General features: G+C 40.5%; 15 protein-coding genes, 1 rRNA gene and 1 pseudogene. 8 read left to right on the forward strand and 9 right to left on the reverse strand.

From position 1 onward, the window contains the following. Nucleotides 1-5 precede the first annotated feature (5 nt). The 3 genes and pseudogenes from KAN5_RS07515 (at nucleotide 6) to KAN5_RS07525 (ending at nucleotide 3,943) form a co-directional block, all read left to right on the forward strand. A complete protein-coding gene (locus KAN5_RS07515) occupies nucleotides 6-1,211 on the forward strand; it encodes an FtsX-like permease family protein (RefSeq protein ID WP_138555480.1) in 1,206 nt (401 codons plus the stop codon). A 92-nt stretch (nucleotides 1,212-1,303) separates the two neighbouring features. Further along, nucleotides 1,304-2,633: pseudogene (locus KAN5_RS07520) on the forward strand (sigma-54 dependent transcriptional regulator). Next, a complete protein-coding gene (locus tag KAN5_RS07525; protein ID WP_244390850.1) occupies nucleotides 2,633-3,943 on the forward strand; it encodes an ATP-binding protein in 1,311 nt (436 codons plus the stop codon). Before KAN5_RS07520 ends, KAN5_RS07525 begins: the two are co-directional and overlap by 1 nt. 72 nt (nucleotides 3,944-4,015) lie before the next feature. Here the strand turns inward: KAN5_RS07525 and KAN5_RS07530 are convergent, their stop codons facing one another. Further along, nucleotides 4,016-4,354, reverse strand: a complete 339-nt coding sequence (locus tag KAN5_RS07530) for a Grx4 family monothiol glutaredoxin (RefSeq protein WP_016709200.1) — start codon at nucleotides 4,352-4,354, stop codon at nucleotides 4,016-4,018. A 276-nt stretch (nucleotides 4,355-4,630) separates the two neighbouring features. Between KAN5_RS07530 and KAN5_RS07535 the strand changes: the two genes are divergently transcribed. The 4 genes from KAN5_RS07535 (at nucleotide 4,631) to KAN5_RS07550 (ending at nucleotide 10,166) form a co-directional block, all read left to right on the forward strand. Next, complete coding sequence (locus tag KAN5_RS07535; protein WP_016709199.1) at nucleotides 4,631-5,212, forward strand: Fe-Mn family superoxide dismutase; 582 nt, start codon at nucleotides 4,631-4,633, stop codon at nucleotides 5,210-5,212. 178 nt (nucleotides 5,213-5,390) lie between these two features. Next, a complete protein-coding gene (locus KAN5_RS07540) occupies nucleotides 5,391-7,313 on the forward strand; it encodes a PrkA family serine protein kinase (protein ID WP_016709198.1) in 1,923 nt (640 codons plus the stop codon). Nucleotides 7,314-7,343: 30 nt separating this feature from the next. After that, on the forward strand, nucleotides 7,344-8,630 hold the full coding sequence (locus tag KAN5_RS07545; protein WP_016709197.1) for a YeaH/YhbH family protein: 1,287 nt from the start codon (nucleotides 7,344-7,346) through the stop codon (nucleotides 8,628-8,630). Between the two features lie 21 nt (nucleotides 8,631-8,651). After that, nucleotides 8,652-10,166 (forward strand): SpoVR family protein, encoded by a 1,515-nt coding sequence (locus tag KAN5_RS07550; RefSeq protein WP_016709196.1) that lies wholly within the window; start codon nucleotides 8,652-8,654, stop codon nucleotides 10,164-10,166. Nucleotides 10,167-10,219: 53 nt separating this feature from the next. Here the strand turns inward: KAN5_RS07550 and KAN5_RS07555 are convergent, their stop codons facing one another. Further along, nucleotides 10,220-11,191, reverse strand: a complete 972-nt coding sequence (locus tag KAN5_RS07555) for a diguanylate cyclase (protein WP_016709195.1) — start codon at nucleotides 11,189-11,191, stop codon at nucleotides 10,220-10,222. 4 nt (nucleotides 11,192-11,195) lie between these two features. Next, nucleotides 11,196-12,200 (reverse strand): response regulator, encoded by a 1,005-nt coding sequence (locus KAN5_RS07560; RefSeq protein WP_016709194.1) that lies wholly within the window; start codon nucleotides 12,198-12,200, stop codon nucleotides 11,196-11,198. Between the two features lie 202 nt (nucleotides 12,201-12,402). Here KAN5_RS07560 and tpx point away from each other — a divergent pair, with 202 nt between their 5' ends. Then, a complete protein-coding gene (gene tpx / locus KAN5_RS07565; RefSeq protein ID WP_016709193.1) occupies nucleotides 12,403-12,984 on the forward strand; it encodes a thiol peroxidase in 582 nt (193 codons plus the stop codon). Nucleotides 12,985-13,053: 69 nt separating this feature from the next. On the opposite strand, the gene adk is transcribed toward tpx, so the two are convergent. From adk to rrf, 6 genes are all read right to left on the reverse strand, one after another. Then, nucleotides 13,054-13,698 (reverse strand): adenylate kinase, encoded by a 645-nt coding sequence (gene adk, locus KAN5_RS07570; RefSeq protein WP_016709192.1) that lies wholly within the window; start codon nucleotides 13,696-13,698, stop codon nucleotides 13,054-13,056. 1 nt (nucleotide 13,699) lies between these two features. Continuing rightward, on the reverse strand, nucleotides 13,700-14,104 hold the full coding sequence (locus tag KAN5_RS07575) for a hypothetical protein (protein ID WP_244390972.1): 405 nt from the start codon (nucleotides 14,102-14,104) through the stop codon (nucleotides 13,700-13,702). Further along, on the reverse strand, nucleotides 14,044-15,390 hold the full coding sequence (locus KAN5_RS07580) for an IS1182 family transposase (RefSeq protein WP_244389844.1): 1,347 nt from the start codon (nucleotides 15,388-15,390) through the stop codon (nucleotides 14,044-14,046). The genes KAN5_RS07575 and KAN5_RS07580 overlap by 61 nt, the downstream gene beginning before the upstream one ends. 122 nt (nucleotides 15,391-15,512) lie before the next feature. After that, nucleotides 15,513-17,426 carry a molecular chaperone HtpG gene (gene htpG, locus KAN5_RS07585; protein ID WP_016709191.1) on the reverse strand — a complete coding sequence of 638 codons (1,914 nt, stop codon included), beginning with the start codon at nucleotides 17,424-17,426 and terminating at the stop codon, nucleotides 15,513-15,515. A gap of 132 nt (nucleotides 17,427-17,558) precedes the next feature. Next, complete coding sequence (locus KAN5_RS07590) at nucleotides 17,559-18,275, reverse strand: RluA family pseudouridine synthase (protein WP_016709190.1); 717 nt, start codon at nucleotides 18,273-18,275, stop codon at nucleotides 17,559-17,561. A gap of 529 nt (nucleotides 18,276-18,804) precedes the next feature. Then, a 5S ribosomal RNA gene (rrf, locus tag KAN5_RS07595) occupies nucleotides 18,805-18,919 on the reverse strand. Nucleotides 18,920-18,971: the final 52 nt, after the last annotated feature.

The following is an 18,971-nucleotide window of genomic DNA, read 5'->3' on the forward strand; positions in this document are numbered from 1 at the left end:
ACATTATGTTAGAAATAAAACCAATTTTTCACGCACTATGCCGCTCAAAAATAGGTGCCATATTGTTATTACTGCAAATAGCTATTACCACCGCGATTGTTAGTAATGCCGCATTTATAATCGAAGATAAAGTCAGCTACTTAAGCCAGGAAACCGGCTATCCTGAAGACGAAATATTTTCGTTTCATGTAATGTTGTTTGGTAATGATGTCGAAAGTCACCAGCAATTTGAGCTAGACGAAACGATGTTACGTGGACTACCCAACGTAATTGATGCAGCCTATATTAGTAATACACCACTTTCTGGTAGCGGCAGTTCGTCTGACTTTAGTATTAACCCTGCCCCAGAACCTGGGCTTTCCGCCAGAACAGCATATTTTTTTACCGATGACCATGCGCTAAACACATTAGGACTTGAACTTGCATCTGGACGTAATTTTAACGAAAGTGAAGTCATTGTTACTGATAATAATGAGCAACGCGCCAATGTGACCATTATTACCCAAACATTAGCCGATGAGTTATTTTCTGATACTGACGCTTTGGGAAAAACAGTCTATTTAGGCGATATCGCCCTTAAAATAGTGGGTATTATCAAAAAAGCAAAAGGCCCTTGGATGAAAGATAGCCGCCCTGATAATGTCGCTTTGATCCCTTATATTAATCCAAATATTTCGGGCAACTTTATTGTTCGAACCGATGTTAAGCAACGTGCACAACTGGCCAGTACAATTGAAGATGAAATGCTAAAAAGTTATGACAAGCGTGTGATTATTCGCGTACGAGGCTTAGATGAAGCCAAAGAAAATTACATGGCGCAAGATACGTTAATGATGCGTATGCTAATTGTATTAATCACTATTTTAGTATTAGTCACCGCGCTGGGGATTTTTGGTTTAACTTTATTTAATATCAGCAAACGCACCAAGCAAATCGGTACTCGCCGTGCATTAGGCGCTAGAAAGTCAGCCATCATTAACTACTTTTTAGTGGAAAATGCGATGATTTGCACTGCAGGCCTAATACTCGGTGTAATAGCTGCACTATTGCTCGGGCAACTTTTAATGCAGCACTTTTCAATTGCTGCACTACCACCTAGCTATATTGCCGGCACCGCACTTATGGTGTTTGTAATGAGCTTACTTGCGGTATTTGGCCCAGCAAAACGTGCCGCCAACATATCACCAAGTATTGCCACACGAAGCATATAAAGCATTTCCTAAGCTATGCTACACTGAGATAATTCGGTGTAGCATTTTCATAAAACCATTATCTAATAAAAATAAACAGCGATTAAATTCACATGGAAAAAATACTTATTGTCGATGACAATCCCGCTATTTTAGAAGCCTTGTCATTACTATTAGAAATTCATGACTATCAGGTGGTCACGGCAAAAACCCCCGCTTGAAGCGTTACAAATAGTGCAATATCAACGTATCTCACTCGTTATCCAAGATATGAATTTTAGTAATGACACCACCTCAGGTGAAGAAGGCAAGGTGTTATTTTACCAATTACGAAAACTTAACCCACTCTTACCGATTATTTTGATCACCGCGTGGACAGAACTTGCAACAGCAGTTGAACTGGTTAAAGCCGGTGCCGCCGATTATTTACCCAAGCCTTGGGACGATAGCAAATTACTGATCTGTGTAAATAACCTAATCGAGCTTGGCCATACAAAACAACAAAATGCCACTTATGCTCGCCACCAGCAAGAACGCACAGCCAGTTTAGCCGATGCCGATTTAGTTGGTTTGGTTTATCAAAGTACCGCAATGGAAAAAGTGCTCAATATGGCAATCCAAGTGGCAAAATCAGATGTATCTGTGCTGATCACTGGCGCAAATGGGAGTGGCAAAGAGCGCATTGCACAGATTATCCAAGCTAACTCTCATTTAAAGCATGCGCCATTTTTAACCATTAATGCCGGTGCCCTGCCCCAGGATTTAATTGAAGCTGAGTTATTCGGTGCTGAAGCTGGGGCGTACACTGGTATCACCAAACAACGAATTGGCCGCTTTGAAGCCGCCGATGGCGGCACACTATTTTTAGATGAAATAGGTAACTTACCGTTATCTGGACAAATGAAGTTATTACGCGTTTTGCAAACCGGTGAGTTTGAGCGACTCGGCTCAACAAAAACACAACAAGTAAATGTTCGGGTTATTTCCGCCACCAATGAAGACTTAAAAGCGGCTATTCGTGCCGGACGCTTTCGTGAAGATTTATATTATCGTCTCAATGTCATTGAGCTCAATTTACCAAATTTAGCACAGCGCCCTGACGATATTTTAACACTTGCCAAACATTTTCTAGGTGATCGAGAGCTATCAATTGCGATCGAACAAGGTTTACTTGCACACCCATGGCCTGGCAATGTTCGTGAGCTTGAAAATGCCTGTAAACGTGTTGCGGTACTCAAACCAGATGGTGATATTACCCTTGATGATTTCGCCCTGCAATCGCTCACTAGCCACGCTCAGCCGACAAAACAAGAACCCACAAAATTAGCTTTAGAAGAAGCAATGCGTGAGCATCAAGGTGTTATCGCCAAAGTAGCTCGCCAGTTTGGTTTAAGTCGTCAGGCATTGTACCGACGTTTACAAAAATTTGAGATCGATTATTGATGCAAAGCAATAAATTCTTTTTATCTATCACCACCAAGCTTATGTTGTTATGTAACATATCAGCCATTATTCCGGTTTGGATAATCAGTTGGTTAACACAGTTAGACTGGCTTTTAATTGGTGTAAATACACTTTTGACTGTGCTGATAGCCAGTTATGTGTCATTTCGGCTCTGTCGCTCCACAGTGCAAGGTATGCACTCGTTAGAAACAGGGTTACTTAACCTTAAAGATGGTGAACTAACCACTCAACTTGCCTATAACAACAATGATGAATTAGGCCGATTGTGTCAGCTGTATAATCAAAGTGCAAAGCAACTACGCCAAGAAAAACAATGGATTTATCAACGCGAGTTAATGCTTGATAAAGTGCTGCAAAGTTCACCGCAAGCCGTCCTTTTAAAAAATGATAAAGGCTTTATTGTTTACAGTAACTACAGTGCTCGGGATCTTTTTAACGCGACAACGGCCCTTGAAGGCAATCAATTTGAGCAATTACTTACGAATGCTCACCCACAATTAAGCCAAGCATTACAGCGTGGTAGTGATGGTTTATTTACTCTAGAAGCAGAGAATCAAGAAGCCCAAGCATGGCATTTATCAACAGGTAAATTATTGCTAAATAATCAATATCATTATTTATATGTATTTAAACAATTGACTCGAGAACTCAGTCGTCAAGAAGTTGAGGTGTGGAAAAAAGTCATTCGTATTATTAGTCATGAGCTCAATAACTCGCTTGGCCCCATGTCATCAATGTTACACAGCGGCCAGTTACTCAGTGAAAACCTGAACGAACCAAGGCTTAAGCGGGTTTTTGAAACCATCTCAGAGCGTATCAAACACCTTAATGAGTTTGTTCAAGGCTATGGTAAGTTTGCAAAATTACCAACACCACAAGTCATTACACTTGATTGGCCCGTATTACTGGAACAATTACAGCGCCAATGGCAGTTTATACTCGAAATAAACAAAGATGTAACCACGCTTGCTGATCCAACTCAAATAGAACAGTTATTGATCAACTTACTCAAAAATGCCCACGAATCTGGCTCTGCCCCCGAGCAGGTGAGTGTCTGTATTTCACAAGATACCAAAGGTACCCATATCAGCGTAAGTGATCAAGGTAAAGGTATGAGTGAGCAAGTAATGGCAAATGCTTTGATCCCGTTTTATTCAACCAAAGTAACGGGTAGCGGCTTAGGACTTGCGTTATGCCGTGAAATAGTTGAAGCACACCATGGCCAAATTAGCTTACATAATCGTAACAGTGGCGGGCTTAATGTCCATGTAATTTTGCCTAGTGTGTGAACAGTCTTATAAAATGCCACAAAAAAGCCGCTACTAAGCGGCTTTTCACTAAATTAGCATAAAGCACAAAAATTATTCGGCATCAGCTTCTTTATATTTGGCTGCAGTTTCTGTGATCAGTGGTTGTAATTCACCACGTTGAAACATTTCAATAATGATATCACAGCCACCAATTAACTCACCTTCCACCCACAACTGAGGGAATGTTGGCCAATTAGCGTAAGCAGGAAGTTCGGCACGGATATCTGGGTTGAGTAAAATGTCAACATAAGCAAACGGCTCACCGCATGACATAAGTGCTTGAGACGCTTGTGAAGAAAAACCACAATTTGGTAGTTTAGGCGAGCCTTTCATATAAAGGATAATTGGATTTTCAGAAATCTGTTGTTTAATTTTATCAATGGTTTCCATCTACAACCTCAAAAGTGACGATAGCTGAACATATCAAGGCTTGAAAAATTTTCATTTAGCCTCATATATGTGTCTTAAAGTGGGCAAATATAGCCGCAATCTAAATAGTCTTGCATTTGCACTGCTGTTTAGCATTGCTGTTTGCTAAAACTTGAGTAAAATACTCAACAATTATAGTAACACTATAATCCCATTTGGTATAGGCAACTACTCTGTTTGAACAGGTATTACCTATTACTATTTGGACTATCAACCAAAAGAAGATGGAGATAAAAAATGGCATTTGAACTACCGTCACTACCATATGCAATTAACGCACTTGAGCCACATATTTCACAAGAAACACTCGAGTTTCACCACGGCAAACACCACAATACATACGTTGTAAAACTTAACGGTTTAGTAGGTGGTACTGAATTCGAAAATAAAACACTTGAAGAAGTAGTTTGCTCTTCAGAAGGTGGTGTATTTAACAATGCAGCACAGATCTGGAACCACACTTTCTACTGGAACAGCTTATCTCCAAATGGCGGTGGCGCAGCAACGGGCGCGGTTGCAGATGCTATCAATGCTAAATGGGGTTCGTTTGAAGCATTCCAAGCAGCTTTTGATGACAAAGCAGTTAACAACTTCGGTTCAAGCTGGACTTGGTTAGTTAAATTAGCAGATGGTTCTTTAGACATCGTTAATACGTCTAACGCTGCAACACCACTAACACAAGAAGGTGTAACACCGATCCTAACAGTGGATCTGTGGGAACATGCTTACTACATCGATTTCCGTAACGTTCGTCCAGATTACTTAAAAGCTTTCTGGTCGCTTGTTAACTGGGAATTCGCGAACGCTAACTTCGCATAATTAATTGCTCGATTCGAGCAAGCTTAATTTAAAAGACGCTACGGCGTCTTTTTTATTTTCTAACATAAATTTTTAATTTTATTGCACAAAAATCTAAATTCATGACTAAGCTTTAAATAACCTTTGCTACTTTTTAAATTTGTAAGCACCTAGTTTAAGCAGGTTTTTGGAGGTCTCCATGAGTATTTTTGAGCATTACCAAGCACGATACGAAGCGGCACAAGAAGAAGAGTACAGTATCGCTGAGTTCTTAGAAATTTGTAAAACTGATAAATCGGCTTACGCCAGTGCACCTGAACGATTATTAACTGCCATTGGCGAACCCGAAATGATCGACACATCCAAAGATGCCCGATTAAGTCGGTTATTTTCAAATCGAGTAGTTGCCCGCTACCCCGCTTTTAATGACTTTTACGGTATGGAGGATGCCATTGAGCAAATCGTATCCTACCTAAAACATGCGGCACAAGGCCTTGAAGAGTGCAAACAAGTGCTCTACTTACTTGGCCCCGTTGGTGGTGGCAAGTCTTCCATTGCCGAAAAGCTTAAGTATTTAATGCAACAAGTGCCTATTTATTCAATTAAAGGGTCGCCTGTTAATGACCACCCACTGTCGTTATTTGATCCAAATGAAGACGCAGAACTGATGGAAAAAGAATACGGCATTAAACCCCGTTATTTAAAAACCATCATGTCGCCGTGGGCCACTAAACGCTTATCTGAGTTTAATGGTGATATTAGCCAATTCAAGGTAGTTAAACGCTATCCCTCTATCTTGAACCAAATAGCCATCGCAAAAACTGAGCCAGGGGATGAAAACAATCAAGATATTTCTGCACTGGTTGGTAAAGTAGATATTCGCAAATTAGAGCACTACGCTCAAAATGATGCGGATGCGTATGCTTATTCAGGTTCATTATGCCTTGCTAATCAAGGTTTAATGGAGTTTGTTGAAATGTTTAAAGCACCAATCAAAGTCTTACATCCATTATTAACAGCCACCCAAGAAGGCAACTATAATGGCACAGAAGGGATCAGCGCACTGCCCTTCAGCGGGATGATTTTGGCCCACTCAAATGAATCAGAGTGGCAAACGTTTAAAAACAACAAAAACAATGAAGCATTTTTAGACCGAGTATATATCGTCAAAGTACCTTATTGCTTACGCGTTTCAGAAGAAGTGAAAATTTACGATAAACTATTAGAACACAGTGAATTATATAATGCCCCGTGTGCTCCTGGAACACTGGAAACATTGGCAAAATTCACTACTTTGTCGCGCTTAAAAGATCCAGAAAATTCCAGTATCTACTCAAAAATGCGGGTCTATGATGGTGAAAGCTTAAAAGACACCGATCCAAAAGCAAAGTCTTACCAAGAGTATCGTGATTACGCTGGTGTTGATGAGGGCATGACTGGGCTTTCAACCCGCTTTGCGTTTAAAATTTTATCCCGTGTATTTAACTTTGATACCCTTGAAGTTGCCGCTAACCCAGTGCATTTGTTCTACGTGTTAGAACAGCAAATTGAGCGCGAACAATTCTCAGCCGACGTGGAAGAACGTTATTTGAGTCATTTAAAAGGCTATTTAATTCCGCAATATGTCGAGTTTATTGGTAAAGAATTACAAACTGCGTACTTAGAGTCTTACTCTGAGTACGGGCAAAACATTTTTGACCGTTACGTCACTTATGCCGACTTTTGGATCCAAGACCAAGAGTATCGCGATCCGGATACTGGCCAACTATTTAACCGTGAGGCACTCAATGCTGAACTTGAAAAAATTGAAAAGCCAGCGGGTATTTCAAATCCAAAAGATTTCCGCAATGAAATAGTCAACTTTGTACTTCGAGCGCGAGCGCACAACAACGGAAAAAACCCTCTGTGGACCAGCTACGAAAAACTACGCACTGTGATTGAGAAAAAAATGTTCTCAAACACAGAAGATCTATTGCCGGTTATTTCTTTCAACGCGAAAACATCCGCAGAAGATCAGAAAAAACACGAGGATTTTGTTAATCGCATGGTAGAAAAAGGCTATACCCAAAAACAAGTACGTTTGTTATCTGAGTGGTATTTACGAGTGCGTAAATCACAATAACAATCAAACTGAAGTATTTTAGGGGGCTTTATGGCGCATTTTATAGACCGTCGCCTGAACGGTAAGAATAAGAGCACGTTAAATCGTCAACGTTTTATCAGGCGCTATAAAAAACAAATAAAAGAGGCGGTATCCGATGCGATAAATAAGCGTAGCGTCACTGATACCAGTAGTGGAGAAAGTATCACAATCCCACAGCGGGATATCAGTGAGCCAACTTTTCATCAAGGAAAAGGCGGTAACCGTGAACAAATACATCCGGGGAATGATCAATTTTCCACCGGGGATAAAATTAAACGCCCGCAAGGGGGGCAAGGCAGTGGTGGCGCGGGCGAAGGTGAAGCGAGTGATTCCGGTGAAGGCCAGGATGATTTTGTATTCTCAATATCTAAAGACGAGTACTTAGATTTACTGTTTGAAGATTTAGAGCTGCCTAATTTACAACAGAACCAGTTAGATAAGCTGGTGCAAATGAAGACCCATCGCGCTGGTTTTTGCAGTGATGGCATGCCAAGTAACATTGATATAGTGCGCTCTTTACAAGGTTCATTGGCAAGGCGTGTAGCAATGACTGCCGGTAAAAAGCGGCAATTGGCTGAATTACAGATGCAACTAGCTTTATTAATGGCTGAGGGCAAACCAGATATCGCCGCCATTGCTTTACTTGAGCAAGAAATTGCTGCATTACAAAAGCGTATAGACGCAGTTCCGTTTATTGACAACTACGACCTGCGTTTTCGTAATTATGAAAAGCAGCCACACCCAACGAGTAAAGCAGTGATGTTTTGTATTATGGATGTCTCAGGCTCAATGGACCAAGCAACTAAAGATATGGCAAAGCGCTTTTATATATTGCTTTATCAATTTTTAACGCGCAGTTACAAAGATATTGAAGTGGTGTATATCCGCCATCACACCCAAGCTAAAGAAGTGGATGAGCAAGAGTTTTTCTATTCTCAAGAAACAGGTGGCACAATTGTATCTAGTGCACTTAAACTAATGCATGAAATCATACAAGAGCGCTATAACGCAGGTGAGTGGAATGTCTATGCTGCGCAAGCGTCTGATGGCGACAATTGGGCTGATGACTCACCGCAATGCGGTGAAATTTTGCGTAACAAGCTCTTAAAAGATGTGCGTTACTACGCCTACATTGAGATCACTACCCGAGCTCATCAAAGTCTATGGCGTGAATACCAAAATATTTGTCAAACTCATGACAATTTTGCTATCCAACACATTCGTAATGTTGAGGATATTTACCCTATTTTCCGTGAGCTATTTAAAAAGAGTCGTCAACACCAAGGTGCAGCATAAGTTGCACAGCGAGGTATTTATATGACCGATAAACGAATGAGTGATGGGCCAGATTGGACATTTGAGTTACTGCAACAATACCAAGACGAAATAGCCCGTGTGGCCGAGCATTATCGTCTCGATACCTACGTTAATCAAATCGAGGTGATCACCGCAGAACAAATGATGGATGCCTATTCTAGCGTTGGTATGCCTATTGGTTACAGCCACTGGTCTTATGGTAAAAAGTTTATTCAAACAGAACAAAACTACAAACGCGGGCAAATGGGTTTAGCGTATGAGATTGTTATTAATTCAGATCCCTGTATTGCTTATTTAATGGAAGAAAACACCCTGCCTATGCAGGCACTGGTTATGGCACATGCATGTTATGGCCATAACTCATTTTTTAAAGGGAATTACTTATTTAAAACGTGGACCGATGCCAGTTCAATTATTGATTACTTGTTATTTGCAAAAAACTACATTGCTCGTTGTGAAGAAAAGTATGGCATTGATGAGGTCGAAAACCTCCTAGACTCATGTCATGCCCTTATGAACTATGGCGTTGATCGTTATAAGCGTCCTCAACAAATATCTTTATTTGAAGAGCAAAAGCGCCAGCAAGAGCGTGAGGATTACCTGCAATCGCAAGTAAACGAACTTTGGCGTACTATTCCATCACATCAACAAGAAACTAAAAAGCGCGAGCGGCACTTTCCCTCTGAACCGCAAGAAAACATACTTTATTTTATTGAAAAAAATGCCCCATTACTCGAATCTTGGCAACGAGAAGTAATCCGTATTGTACGGAAAATTTCCCAATATTTTTATCCGCAAAAACAAACCCAAGTGATGAATGAAGGCTGGGCGACATTTTGGCATTATACAATTTTGAACCACTTATACGATGAAGGAAAACTCACCGATTCATTTATGCTGGAGTTTTTACAAAGCCATACTAATGTAGTTTACCAACCCCCTTATAATAGCAATTATTACTCAGGTATTAACCCTTATGCATTGGGCTTTAATATGATGGTAGATATTCGCCGTATCTGCGAAAACCCAACCGAGGAAGATAGACGATGGTTTCCTGACTATGCAGGTAGTAATTGGCTAGATACCTTGCATTTTGCGATGGAAAACTTTAAAGATGAGAGTTTCATCAGCCAATTTCTATCGCCTAAATTAATCCGTGATTTTAAGCTGTTCACTATTATCGATCACGAAAAAGATCCAAACTTACACATTGGTGCTATACATGATGAAAACGGCTATCACGCCGTACGAACGGCACTTTCGGCACAATATAACTTAAGTAATCATGAGCCTAACATTCAAGTGTTCGATGTAGATATTAGGGGAGATCGTTCTTTAACCTTACGCTATGTGCCACACCAAAATATCCCACTAGCAAAGTCTCATGATGAGGTATTAAAACACCTTTACAGACTGTGGGGGTTTAAAGTAAAGCTTGAGCAAGAGTTGCCCACCGGTGAAATCACGACTCTTGGACAGTGCCCATCAGATGATTCTCGTCATACTACGCTGTAATATTCAAGCAACCGAGTGATAAAGAAAATGACGCTGTTGCGTCATTTTTTGTATTACGATTCATTTAAATCCTGATAAGCAGTGACACAATTTCTACCATTTTCTTTGGAAAAATAAAGTGCTTTATCTGCCGCTTCAATCCATTTTTCATATCGCTCAAAATGCGTTTGAAAACATGCAAAACCAATACTCACTGTCATTTTAATTTGCTGTCCATCAAAGTAAATAGAGGAATTTTCAACCAGGCTACGTAGGCGCTCTGCAAATATTTCAGCACCTTGGCGATCTGTATCTAGTAAGGTCACTGCAAATTCTTCGCCGCCGTAGCGCCCTGCAATATCAGTTTCACGCAATGTCTTACGCAATAAATCGGCTATGTTGCGAAGTGCTTCGTCACCACAGCGATGGCCGTATTCATCATTTACTTTTTTAAAGTGGTCGATATCAAACATTAATAGTGTACTGCAACCAGCACTGCGTTTTATACGTAGAAACTCTTGGCGAAGGGTGTTCTCCCAATGACCGCGATTAGCTAGTTGTGTCAGCGCATCAGTTCGACTTACTTGTTCCAATTTACGATTAACTTCTTCCAGCTCTTTTTTATTAACAGCTACATCAGTAACATCATAAATTATGATGCAAATGTGCCCTACTTCACCCATCGTATTAGAAAGCGGAATAAACGTTGCGTTTTGATACATGTGATCGGCTTTGCCGGTAATTGGTCGATAGTTTTTAAAACGAAAAATATAGGGCTGCTGCTCCCAAATCGTAAATGAGCGGTTTTTTAAAATAAACACTGACTCAGATTTACTACGAAACCATTTTTCGTCTATTGATGGAAATAAATCAAACAGATCTTTATCTTTCACTGCACTGGGTAACATACCGGAATGGTTTTCCATAAAGCCATTCCAAATACACACTTTATAATCTCTGTCTAGCACCACTAAACCAATATCGACGGTGTTAAACATATCCATTAACCAATGGATCTCATTCATATTAAAATCAGCAGCAGGCATAGTGTTAGTCTTCTAATAGGTAAGCAACTTTGTACTTCAACGTTTTTAGTGAATCTTCTGTAAACAACAGCATTAGATCACAATTTATATTGTGGTCTTCAATACCATAGCTAATTTCTATGGCTAAAGTACGTTGCCAACGTGATTTATTTGCTTTCACTAAATCAGCTACATCACAATGTTGTCCAAGTACAACTGGGTGCCCTTGACTAAACGTCATATCTAATTGACGCGATAAACCAGTTAAAATTGCACCGATAAGAATGTTACTAATGTCCATTAGTAACTCCAGCTCAACTTTATTATTAAGCTCACCTTGATAATCCATTAAGGACGCGATTTCTTTAAAGCTTGAATCATTCAGTAATAACAAGGCTTCACCAGAAACCCCACCGCCAATAAAACCTTGGCACACGCCAGAAGTCGACGCATTCGCGTCAATTGAGCGCAGTGCCATATCTAATTCATTGACTTCAAGAATATTAACATTCGGAATAGGCAACTCAACAAATACATTCAGTAAACGAGCAAGTAGATCTCCTGCTTGACCCATAGCAATATTTGTAAGTTCTTGATAGATATCTCTCACATCAGGGTCAACTTGCTCCCCTAAACGATGTGATAGCCGTTCACGCATGGCTTTATCTTTAATGCCATGATGTTCGATAATTTCAGCGAGTTTTTGTGCATCACAGGGCTTTTGAATAAAATCTATCGCACCAAGTTCAATCACTCGTTGATGCGCATTCGGCTGAATATCGCCGGAGACCACCACAGTTAAAACGTTTAAGCCTTGCTTTTGGATTGCTTGCAGTACTTCATAGCCATCCATTTGTGGCATATTTAAATCGAGAAATAGAATTTCAGGACTTAACGCTTTAATCTGCTCAATACAGTGCACCCCATCCTCAGCAAACTCAACTTTAATATCCCAATCATCGGGCAACGAACGAGCTAACTGACGGCGCGCAAGCTTAGAATCATCACAAATAAGAACCGATGTTGACATAGTCTCTCTCTGATCGCTTACATTGGCCGCATATATCAAGCCAATGTGCTTTTATTTTTATTAGTAAGGTACAAACTTATCACTGCATCATGTTAATCAATGTAACCATGCATTACAATTTTAAATTGCACTAAACACTTGGTGTCTATAGGTGATTATAATACACTCACGCTAATTGCGTTAATTCTAAAGGAAATACCTTATGCTTCGTTCGCTTACTTTTGCTTTTAGTGCCTTTTGTTCGATGGCTTTTGCTACGGATATGACCGAAAACACCTTAGATGCTGGCAAAGTATCAGTGCAGTCAAAACCAATCACGTTATTAGGGCAAGGTGTAAGCCTTGGTGATAAAGCGCCAGACTTCAAAGTAGTTGATGGCTCATTTACACCCATCACATTAGCGGATTATCAAGGTAAGGCTATTTTAATAAGCGTCGTGCCTAGCCTGGATACTGGGGTGTGTAGCATTCAAACCAAACATTTTAACGAAAAAGTGGCTTCGCAATTTCCAAATATCGCCATGCTTACTATCAGTGCTGATTTACCCTTTGCACAAAAACGTTTCTGCAAAGCTGAGAACATAGATAAAGTTACAACACTATCTGATTCAGTATGGCGTGACTTTGGTCAAAATTATGGACTGATCATTAAGGACATGGGACTCCTGACTCGTGCTGTCTTTGTTTTGGACGCCAGTCATAAGGTCGTTTATAAACAGTTAGTCGCTGATTTATCGACTGAGCCTAACTATGATCCAGTTATTAGTGCTTTAAATTCATTATAACTTTGCAAATCGTACTCATAAAAAAACCGCCAATCGGCGGTTTTTTTAATTAACCTAAATGATGGTTAATTAGCCTAATAATTCAGCAAGTTGCTGATTAACAGCTTCAACAGCTTGTGTACCGTCTAATTTATGGTATTGGGTATTACCCGCTTTCGCTTCTGCTTGGTAATAATCAACCAATGGCATTGTTTGTTCATGGTAAATACCTAAACGCTTACGTACTGTTTCTTCTGTATCATCTGCGCGGATAATTAGGTCTTCACCCGTTACATCGTCTTTACCTTCCACTTTTGGTGGGTTGTAAACAACGTGATAAACACGACCAGAACCAGGATGTACACGACGTCCACCCATACGATCAACTATAATTTCATCAGCAACATCAAACTCAATAACGTGATCAACTACTACGCCATTTTCTTTCATTGCATCAGCTTGTGGAATGGTGCGTGGGAAGCCATCAAGTAAAAAACCTTTCTCACAATCTGCTTTAGTAATACGTTCCTTAACTAGACCAATGATGATGTCATCAGAAATTAGCTGACCTGCATCCATTACTTTCTTTGCTTCTAAACCCAGTGGCGTGCCTTCTTTAATTGCAGCACGCAACATATCACCAGTAGAGATCTGTGGAATACCGTACTTGTCCATCAAAAACTGAGCTTGAGTGCCTTTACCCGCACCCGGCGCGCCCAAAAGAATAATGCGCATATCATTGTCCTCGGTTGATACTGTTCACTATAAACATCAGCAAATCAGTATAATTTATTTTAAAGCCTGAATTCTTCCATAAGCGCCGCCGATACTCAAGCAACTTATACCAATTGACTAGATTGAAATTATAAAAAAAGGAACCTAAGTTCCTTTCAGATTGACGATAAACCCTGCTTTTTTTGCGGGGTTTATTATTTTTGAGCAGCCGAAGGCTGCGATCGCGATATTTTTCTGTTGTTATTATTATTCTTTGCGTTTTAGTGCTGATGTGAATTTTCTTGAATTTACCGCCGTATGACGGGGTCTTAGAGGGATTTTGAGATTTATTACGCTCATATTGAGCTAGGCCGCCTTCATTAACGCCATTTTCTTCATATTCTGACAGGCTGCTGCCAATAAGCATTGCGCACTGACATTCTTTATTCCTCTGTATCTACAATAACGGTGCCCGTGATGTTGTTTTGCATCCGCGAAACTTCTTTCGACTGTTTCACCTCGTCGTTTGTATCGTTTTTTACCCCATTCGCTCAGCCGTATTTCATTTGCTGCCTCTACACTTGCTTGCCACACATGCCGTGTAATTACTTTGATATGGTTTTTACTGTTTGTGCATCGCGACCGCACTGGACAGTCTTTACATGTCTGCGGGGTTGAGTGGTATTGCCGATATCCTAGTCGGTTTGTGGTGTTATAAATCAGTATTTCGCCTTGTGGGCATGTGTATGTATCGGTGTCTACGTCGTAGCTGTATTCTCGCTTTGCGAAATAGCCTTTCTTTTTGTTTGGCCGTCGATAACCCAAGACACCAATGAGTTGTCGTTCTTCTAAATTATGGCACACTGCGGCTGTAAAGTACCCTGCATCTAACCCAACCGCGATGGGGTTGAGTTCAAACGTATCAAGTACGCGGTCTAAGCGTTGTATGATGGGTTGACTGTCATGCACATTACCTGCTGTGGCATGTGTATCAACGATAATTCCGTGTTTGCCATCCACAACCCTATGGTCTAAATAGAAAAATCCTTTTGGCTTTTCATCACGCACCATAAACCCACTGTCTGGGTCAGTTCGGCTTACTTTGGTTGGTTTTGTACAAGGCTCCTTTTCCTCATACTTCAGGCGCTTTTTTCCTTCGGCTTTCCTGTCTTTTATCACGGCTTCATTAAGCTGCTCAACATACACTGAGGGGCTGACTTTTAAGTCTTCAATGTCATAACGGCGTTTATTGGCATTGGCTTTTAAATGGGTGCTGTCTGCAAATAAACTATGCCCACCAATGAGCCCTTGCTTCATCGCTTGACGAACTATATTGTCGAAAATCGATTGATAAATACCGCTGTCTTTAAAGCGTTTTACACGGTTTTGGCTCAGTGTCGAATGATGGATAACGTCATCGGTGAGCCCTAAACCTAAGAACCAGCGGTATGCAACATTCACTTGCACTTCTTTAATAAGGCGGCGCTCACTTTGAATACCAAACAAGTAACCTAAGAATAGGTATTTAAAAAAGCGGACAGGGTCTACGGCTGGTCGGCCATTATTTTTGCAATATAAGTGGGCGACTTCATCACGTATGAATTCAAAGTCGATAGCTAAGTCTACGAGTCGTACTAAGTGGTCTTGTGGAACAAGTTGGTCAATTGCGACCATTTCTAATTCATGTTGTTGCGGGGTTTTATCTCTAAGCATAATGAACTCTCCAAATTCACTCTGCTTATTAGATCAAAGGGCTCGATCTGTGTCTAGCCCTTTTTCAACAATCTGAAAGGAACCTAAGTTCCTTTTTTATAAAAATGTGACTGTTTGAGTAATTACTTGCTCAAGTCTAGCATTAATTTATTTAGACGAGTCACAAAACCTGCAGGGTCTTTTAATGTCCCACGCTCTGCAAGCAATGCTTGATCAAGTAGTACATGTGACCATTGAGCAAATTTATCTTCATCTTGCTCAACATTTAAGTGCTTAACAAGTTGATGCTCAGGGTTAAGCTCAAAAATAGGTTTAGCTTCAGGAGCTGCTTGGCCAACAGACTCCATTAGCTTTTGCATTTGTGAGCTCATATCGTTGTCATCTGCAACCACACATGCTGGAGAGTCTGTTAGACGATGCGTAAAGCGTACGTCTTTAACACTCTCACCAAGCACTGTCTTAATACGGTCAACTAAGCCTGCAACTTCTTTTTCAGACTCTTCTTGCGCCTTTTTAGTCTCTTCATCGTCAAGATTACCTAAATCTAAATCACCACGAGTAATTGACTTAAATGGCTTTTCAGCAAATTCTGTTAAGTGGCTCATCATCCACTCATCAACACGGTCGCTCATCAACAGTACTTCGATACCTTTCTTGCGGAAGATCTCTAAGTGTGGAGAGCTTTTCGCTGCAGTGAATGAATCAGCAACAACGTAGTAAATCGCATCTTGCCCTTCGTTCATACGCTCAACGTATTGCTCTAATGAAACATTTTGTGCCTTCTCATCGGTGTGTGTTGAAGAGAAACGCAGTAATTTAGCAATCGCTTCTTTGTTAGCGGCATCTTCAGCAGGACCCTCTTTGATCACTTGACCAAACTCGTTCCAAAATACTTGGTAGTCATCAGCCTTATTTTTTGCCATACGCTCAAGCAGCTTTAAAGTACGTGATGTACAACCTTTACGGATTGCTTGGGTTACTTTGTTATCTTGTAAGATTTCACGCGATACATTAAGTGGTAAGTCATTAGAATCAAGTAAACCTTTCACAAAACGTAAATAGCTAGGCATAAATTGCTCAGCGTCATCCATTACAAACACGCGTTGCACATACAGCTTTAAACCACTTTGACGGTCACGATTCCATAAATCAAAAGGGGCTTTTTTAGGAATATACAGTAGACTTGTGTATTCAGTTTTACCTTCAACTTTATTGTGGGCCCAGCTAAGTGGATCTTCCCAGTCATGACTTACATGCTTGTAAAATTCTTTATATTCTTCATCAGATAGCTCTGATTTATCACGTGTCCACAATGCAGTGGCGCGGTTAATGCTCTCCCACTCACCTGGGACTGCTGGAATTTTCTCGCCATCTTCACCTTCAGATTCAGGCACTTCTGGTTTAAACATTTGTACCGGCGTAGAAATATGATCCGAGTATTTAGTCACAATACTACGCAAGCGCCAATCATCAGCAAATTCTTTTTCGTCTTCACGCAGATGTAATATGATGTCTGTACCACGCCCAGCTTTTTCAATTTCTTCTAGCGTGTATTCGCCTTCACCTTGTGATTGCCACTCAACACCTTTTTCTTCACCAGCTTTACGTGTACGCACAGTCACTAGATCTGCAACGATAAATGCAGAATAAAAACCAACACCGAATTGACCAATTAGTTGCGAATCTTTGCTTTGATCACCTGTTAAGTTTTTGAAGAACTCAGCAGTACCTGACTTAGCAATCGTCCCTAATGAACTGATCACTTCATCACGGGTCATGCCAATACCATTATCAGAAATAGTCACAGTGTTAGCTTCTTTATCTGCACTAATGCGTACACGTAGATCCGCATCACCTTGGTAAAGATCACCATTCGAAAGTGCTAAAAAGCGTAATTTATCTGCCGCGTCTGAGGCATTAGACACAAGCTCACGTAAAAATATTTCTTTATTCGAATACAGTGAGTGAATCATTAAGTTTAGTAATTGTTTAACTTCTGTTTGAAAGCCTAATGTTTCTTTTTGTGCTGCAGTCATTTATATATCTCCAATTTGCAAAGTGTCTGCGTTATGCACTTAATATGGGGCGCGGTTTGTTAACTTCAAGTCAAATGAGCAAAAAAGTAACCTACAGATGGAGAAATATGAAAGTTTGATCGTTTATTGTTGCTATGAAAATGGCTGTGAGCAATGAAAATGTATGTTCTTTAAGCTTTGCGGGTGCACAAAAAACAGATCACTGGCATGCAATTGCAAACGCTCAGCCAATTGTTCGCTAGATTCGTTTTTATATAGATCACAACCAAGTATTGGGTGCCCAATACTATGACTATGAATACGTAATTGGTGTGTACGCCCCGTAACAGGGGTAAATTGTACTAACGTCCTCTGCGGTGATGTTAAGCGCTTTAATACACTATAGTCACTAACTGCAACTTTACCCATCACGTTACAAATTTTTACTAATGGAAAGAGTGATTTATCCTTAGCTATCGCAGCATTAATCTGGCCTGCGTCATTTAATAACCAACCATCAAGTATCGCTATATAGTGCTTTTTAATTGTCCCAGCTTGAAACTGCTTATTTAGGTGCTTAGTTGATTCTGGATTAAGGCCAACAACCATTATGCCTGAGGTGCCAAAATCTAATCTATGAATTAACTTAGCTGTTGGGAATGCAGCAGTAATATCAGGTTGACCATGCACTAACCTATAGTGAACAGAATCCCAATTAGCCGGATTCTTACCGGACAAACTCAATAACCCACTAGGTTTATTGATCACTAAAATATCATCGTCTTGATATAAGATTTCCACATGCTCACGGCAAACCGGTGCAATAAACTCATCAACGACCATTTTAGGTTTCGAACTACAATCAGACATTTAATTCCTTGACGTGGGTTGTTCTAGATGGAAATTTATAACGCAGTTAGCACTAAAATTTAGCGATAAGTGAGAAAAGTTTTGATTACACTATTTTAAAGCTTATTTAAATATATGAAAGAAAAAGCTCTGGCTTAGTCGTGGCGTTCTTTTCTCCGTGGGTGTCAGAGACTCAACTCACGCTACGGTGTCCAGGTTGACACTGTGCGGCTGATAGCTGACGGCTTAACGCTGACAGCTGTACTTTATTCCAGACAACAAAAAACCCGTTACATCGCTGTAACGGGTTTCTCTTATTTGGAGCCTGGGATGACGTAGTGCCTACAGCGGTAGAGAGCCACATAGCAAATGCTACGCTCTCATTGTCTGTGGCTTTATTTATCCATGAGTATCAGATACTCAACTCACGCTACGGTATCCAGGTTGACACTGTGCGGCTGATAGCTGACGGCTTAACGCTGAAAGCTATACTTTATCCCAGACAACAAAAAACCCGTTACATTGCTGTAACGGGTTTCTCTTATTTGGAGCCTGGCGATGACCTACTTTCACATAGCAAATGCTACACTATCATCGGCGCTGTTTCGTTTCACTACTGAGTTCGGCATGGGGTCAGGTGGGTCCAAAACGCTATTGTCACCAAGCAAATTTGGTGTCAGTTCGTATTACTACGCACTAACTAAAATTTGGAAAATG

It is taken from the genome of Pseudoalteromonas sp. KAN5 (assembly GCF_022846535.1).
GTDB classification, from domain to species: Bacteria; Pseudomonadota; Gammaproteobacteria; order Enterobacterales; family Alteromonadaceae; genus Pseudoalteromonas; species Pseudoalteromonas haloplanktis.

Coding starts and splice junctions, on each gene's coding strand:
- KAN5_RS07515 (WP_138555480.1), top strand. CDS start 6: ATGTTAGAAATAAAACCAATTTTTCACGCACTATGCCGCTCAAAAATA.
- KAN5_RS07525 (WP_244390850.1), top strand. CDS start 2,633: ATGCAAAGCAATAAATTCTTTTTATCTATCACCACCAAGCTTATGTTG.
- KAN5_RS07530 (WP_016709200.1), bottom strand. CDS start 4,354: ATGGAAACCATTGATAAAATTAAACAACAGATTTCTGAAAATCCAATT.
- KAN5_RS07535 (WP_016709199.1), top strand. CDS start 4,631: ATGGCATTTGAACTACCGTCACTACCATATGCAATTAACGCACTTGAG.
- KAN5_RS07540 (WP_016709198.1), top strand. CDS start 5,391: ATGAGTATTTTTGAGCATTACCAAGCACGATACGAAGCGGCACAAGAA.
- KAN5_RS07545 (WP_016709197.1), top strand. CDS start 7,344: ATGGCGCATTTTATAGACCGTCGCCTGAACGGTAAGAATAAGAGCACG.
- KAN5_RS07550 (WP_016709196.1), top strand. CDS start 8,652: ATGACCGATAAACGAATGAGTGATGGGCCAGATTGGACATTTGAGTTA.
- KAN5_RS07555 (WP_016709195.1), bottom strand. CDS start 11,191: ATGCCTGCTGCTGATTTTAATATGAATGAGATCCATTGGTTAATGGAT.
- KAN5_RS07560 (WP_016709194.1), bottom strand. CDS start 12,200: ATGTCAACATCGGTTCTTATTTGTGATGATTCTAAGCTTGCGCGCCGT.
- tpx (WP_016709193.1), top strand. CDS start 12,403: ATGCTTCGTTCGCTTACTTTTGCTTTTAGTGCCTTTTGTTCGATGGCT.
- adk (WP_016709192.1), bottom strand. CDS start 13,698: ATGCGCATTATTCTTTTGGGCGCGCCGGGTGCGGGTAAAGGCACTCAA.
- KAN5_RS07575 (WP_244390972.1), bottom strand. CDS start 14,104: ATGCTTATTGGCAGCAGCCTGTCAGAATATGAAGAAAATGGCGTTAAT.
- KAN5_RS07580 (WP_244389844.1), bottom strand. CDS start 15,390: ATGCTTAGAGATAAAACCCCGCAACAACATGAATTAGAAATGGTCGCA.
- htpG (WP_016709191.1), bottom strand. CDS start 17,426: ATGACTGCAGCACAAAAAGAAACATTAGGCTTTCAAACAGAAGTTAAA.
- KAN5_RS07590 (WP_016709190.1), bottom strand. CDS start 18,275: ATGTCTGATTGTAGTTCGAAACCTAAAATGGTCGTTGATGAGTTTATT.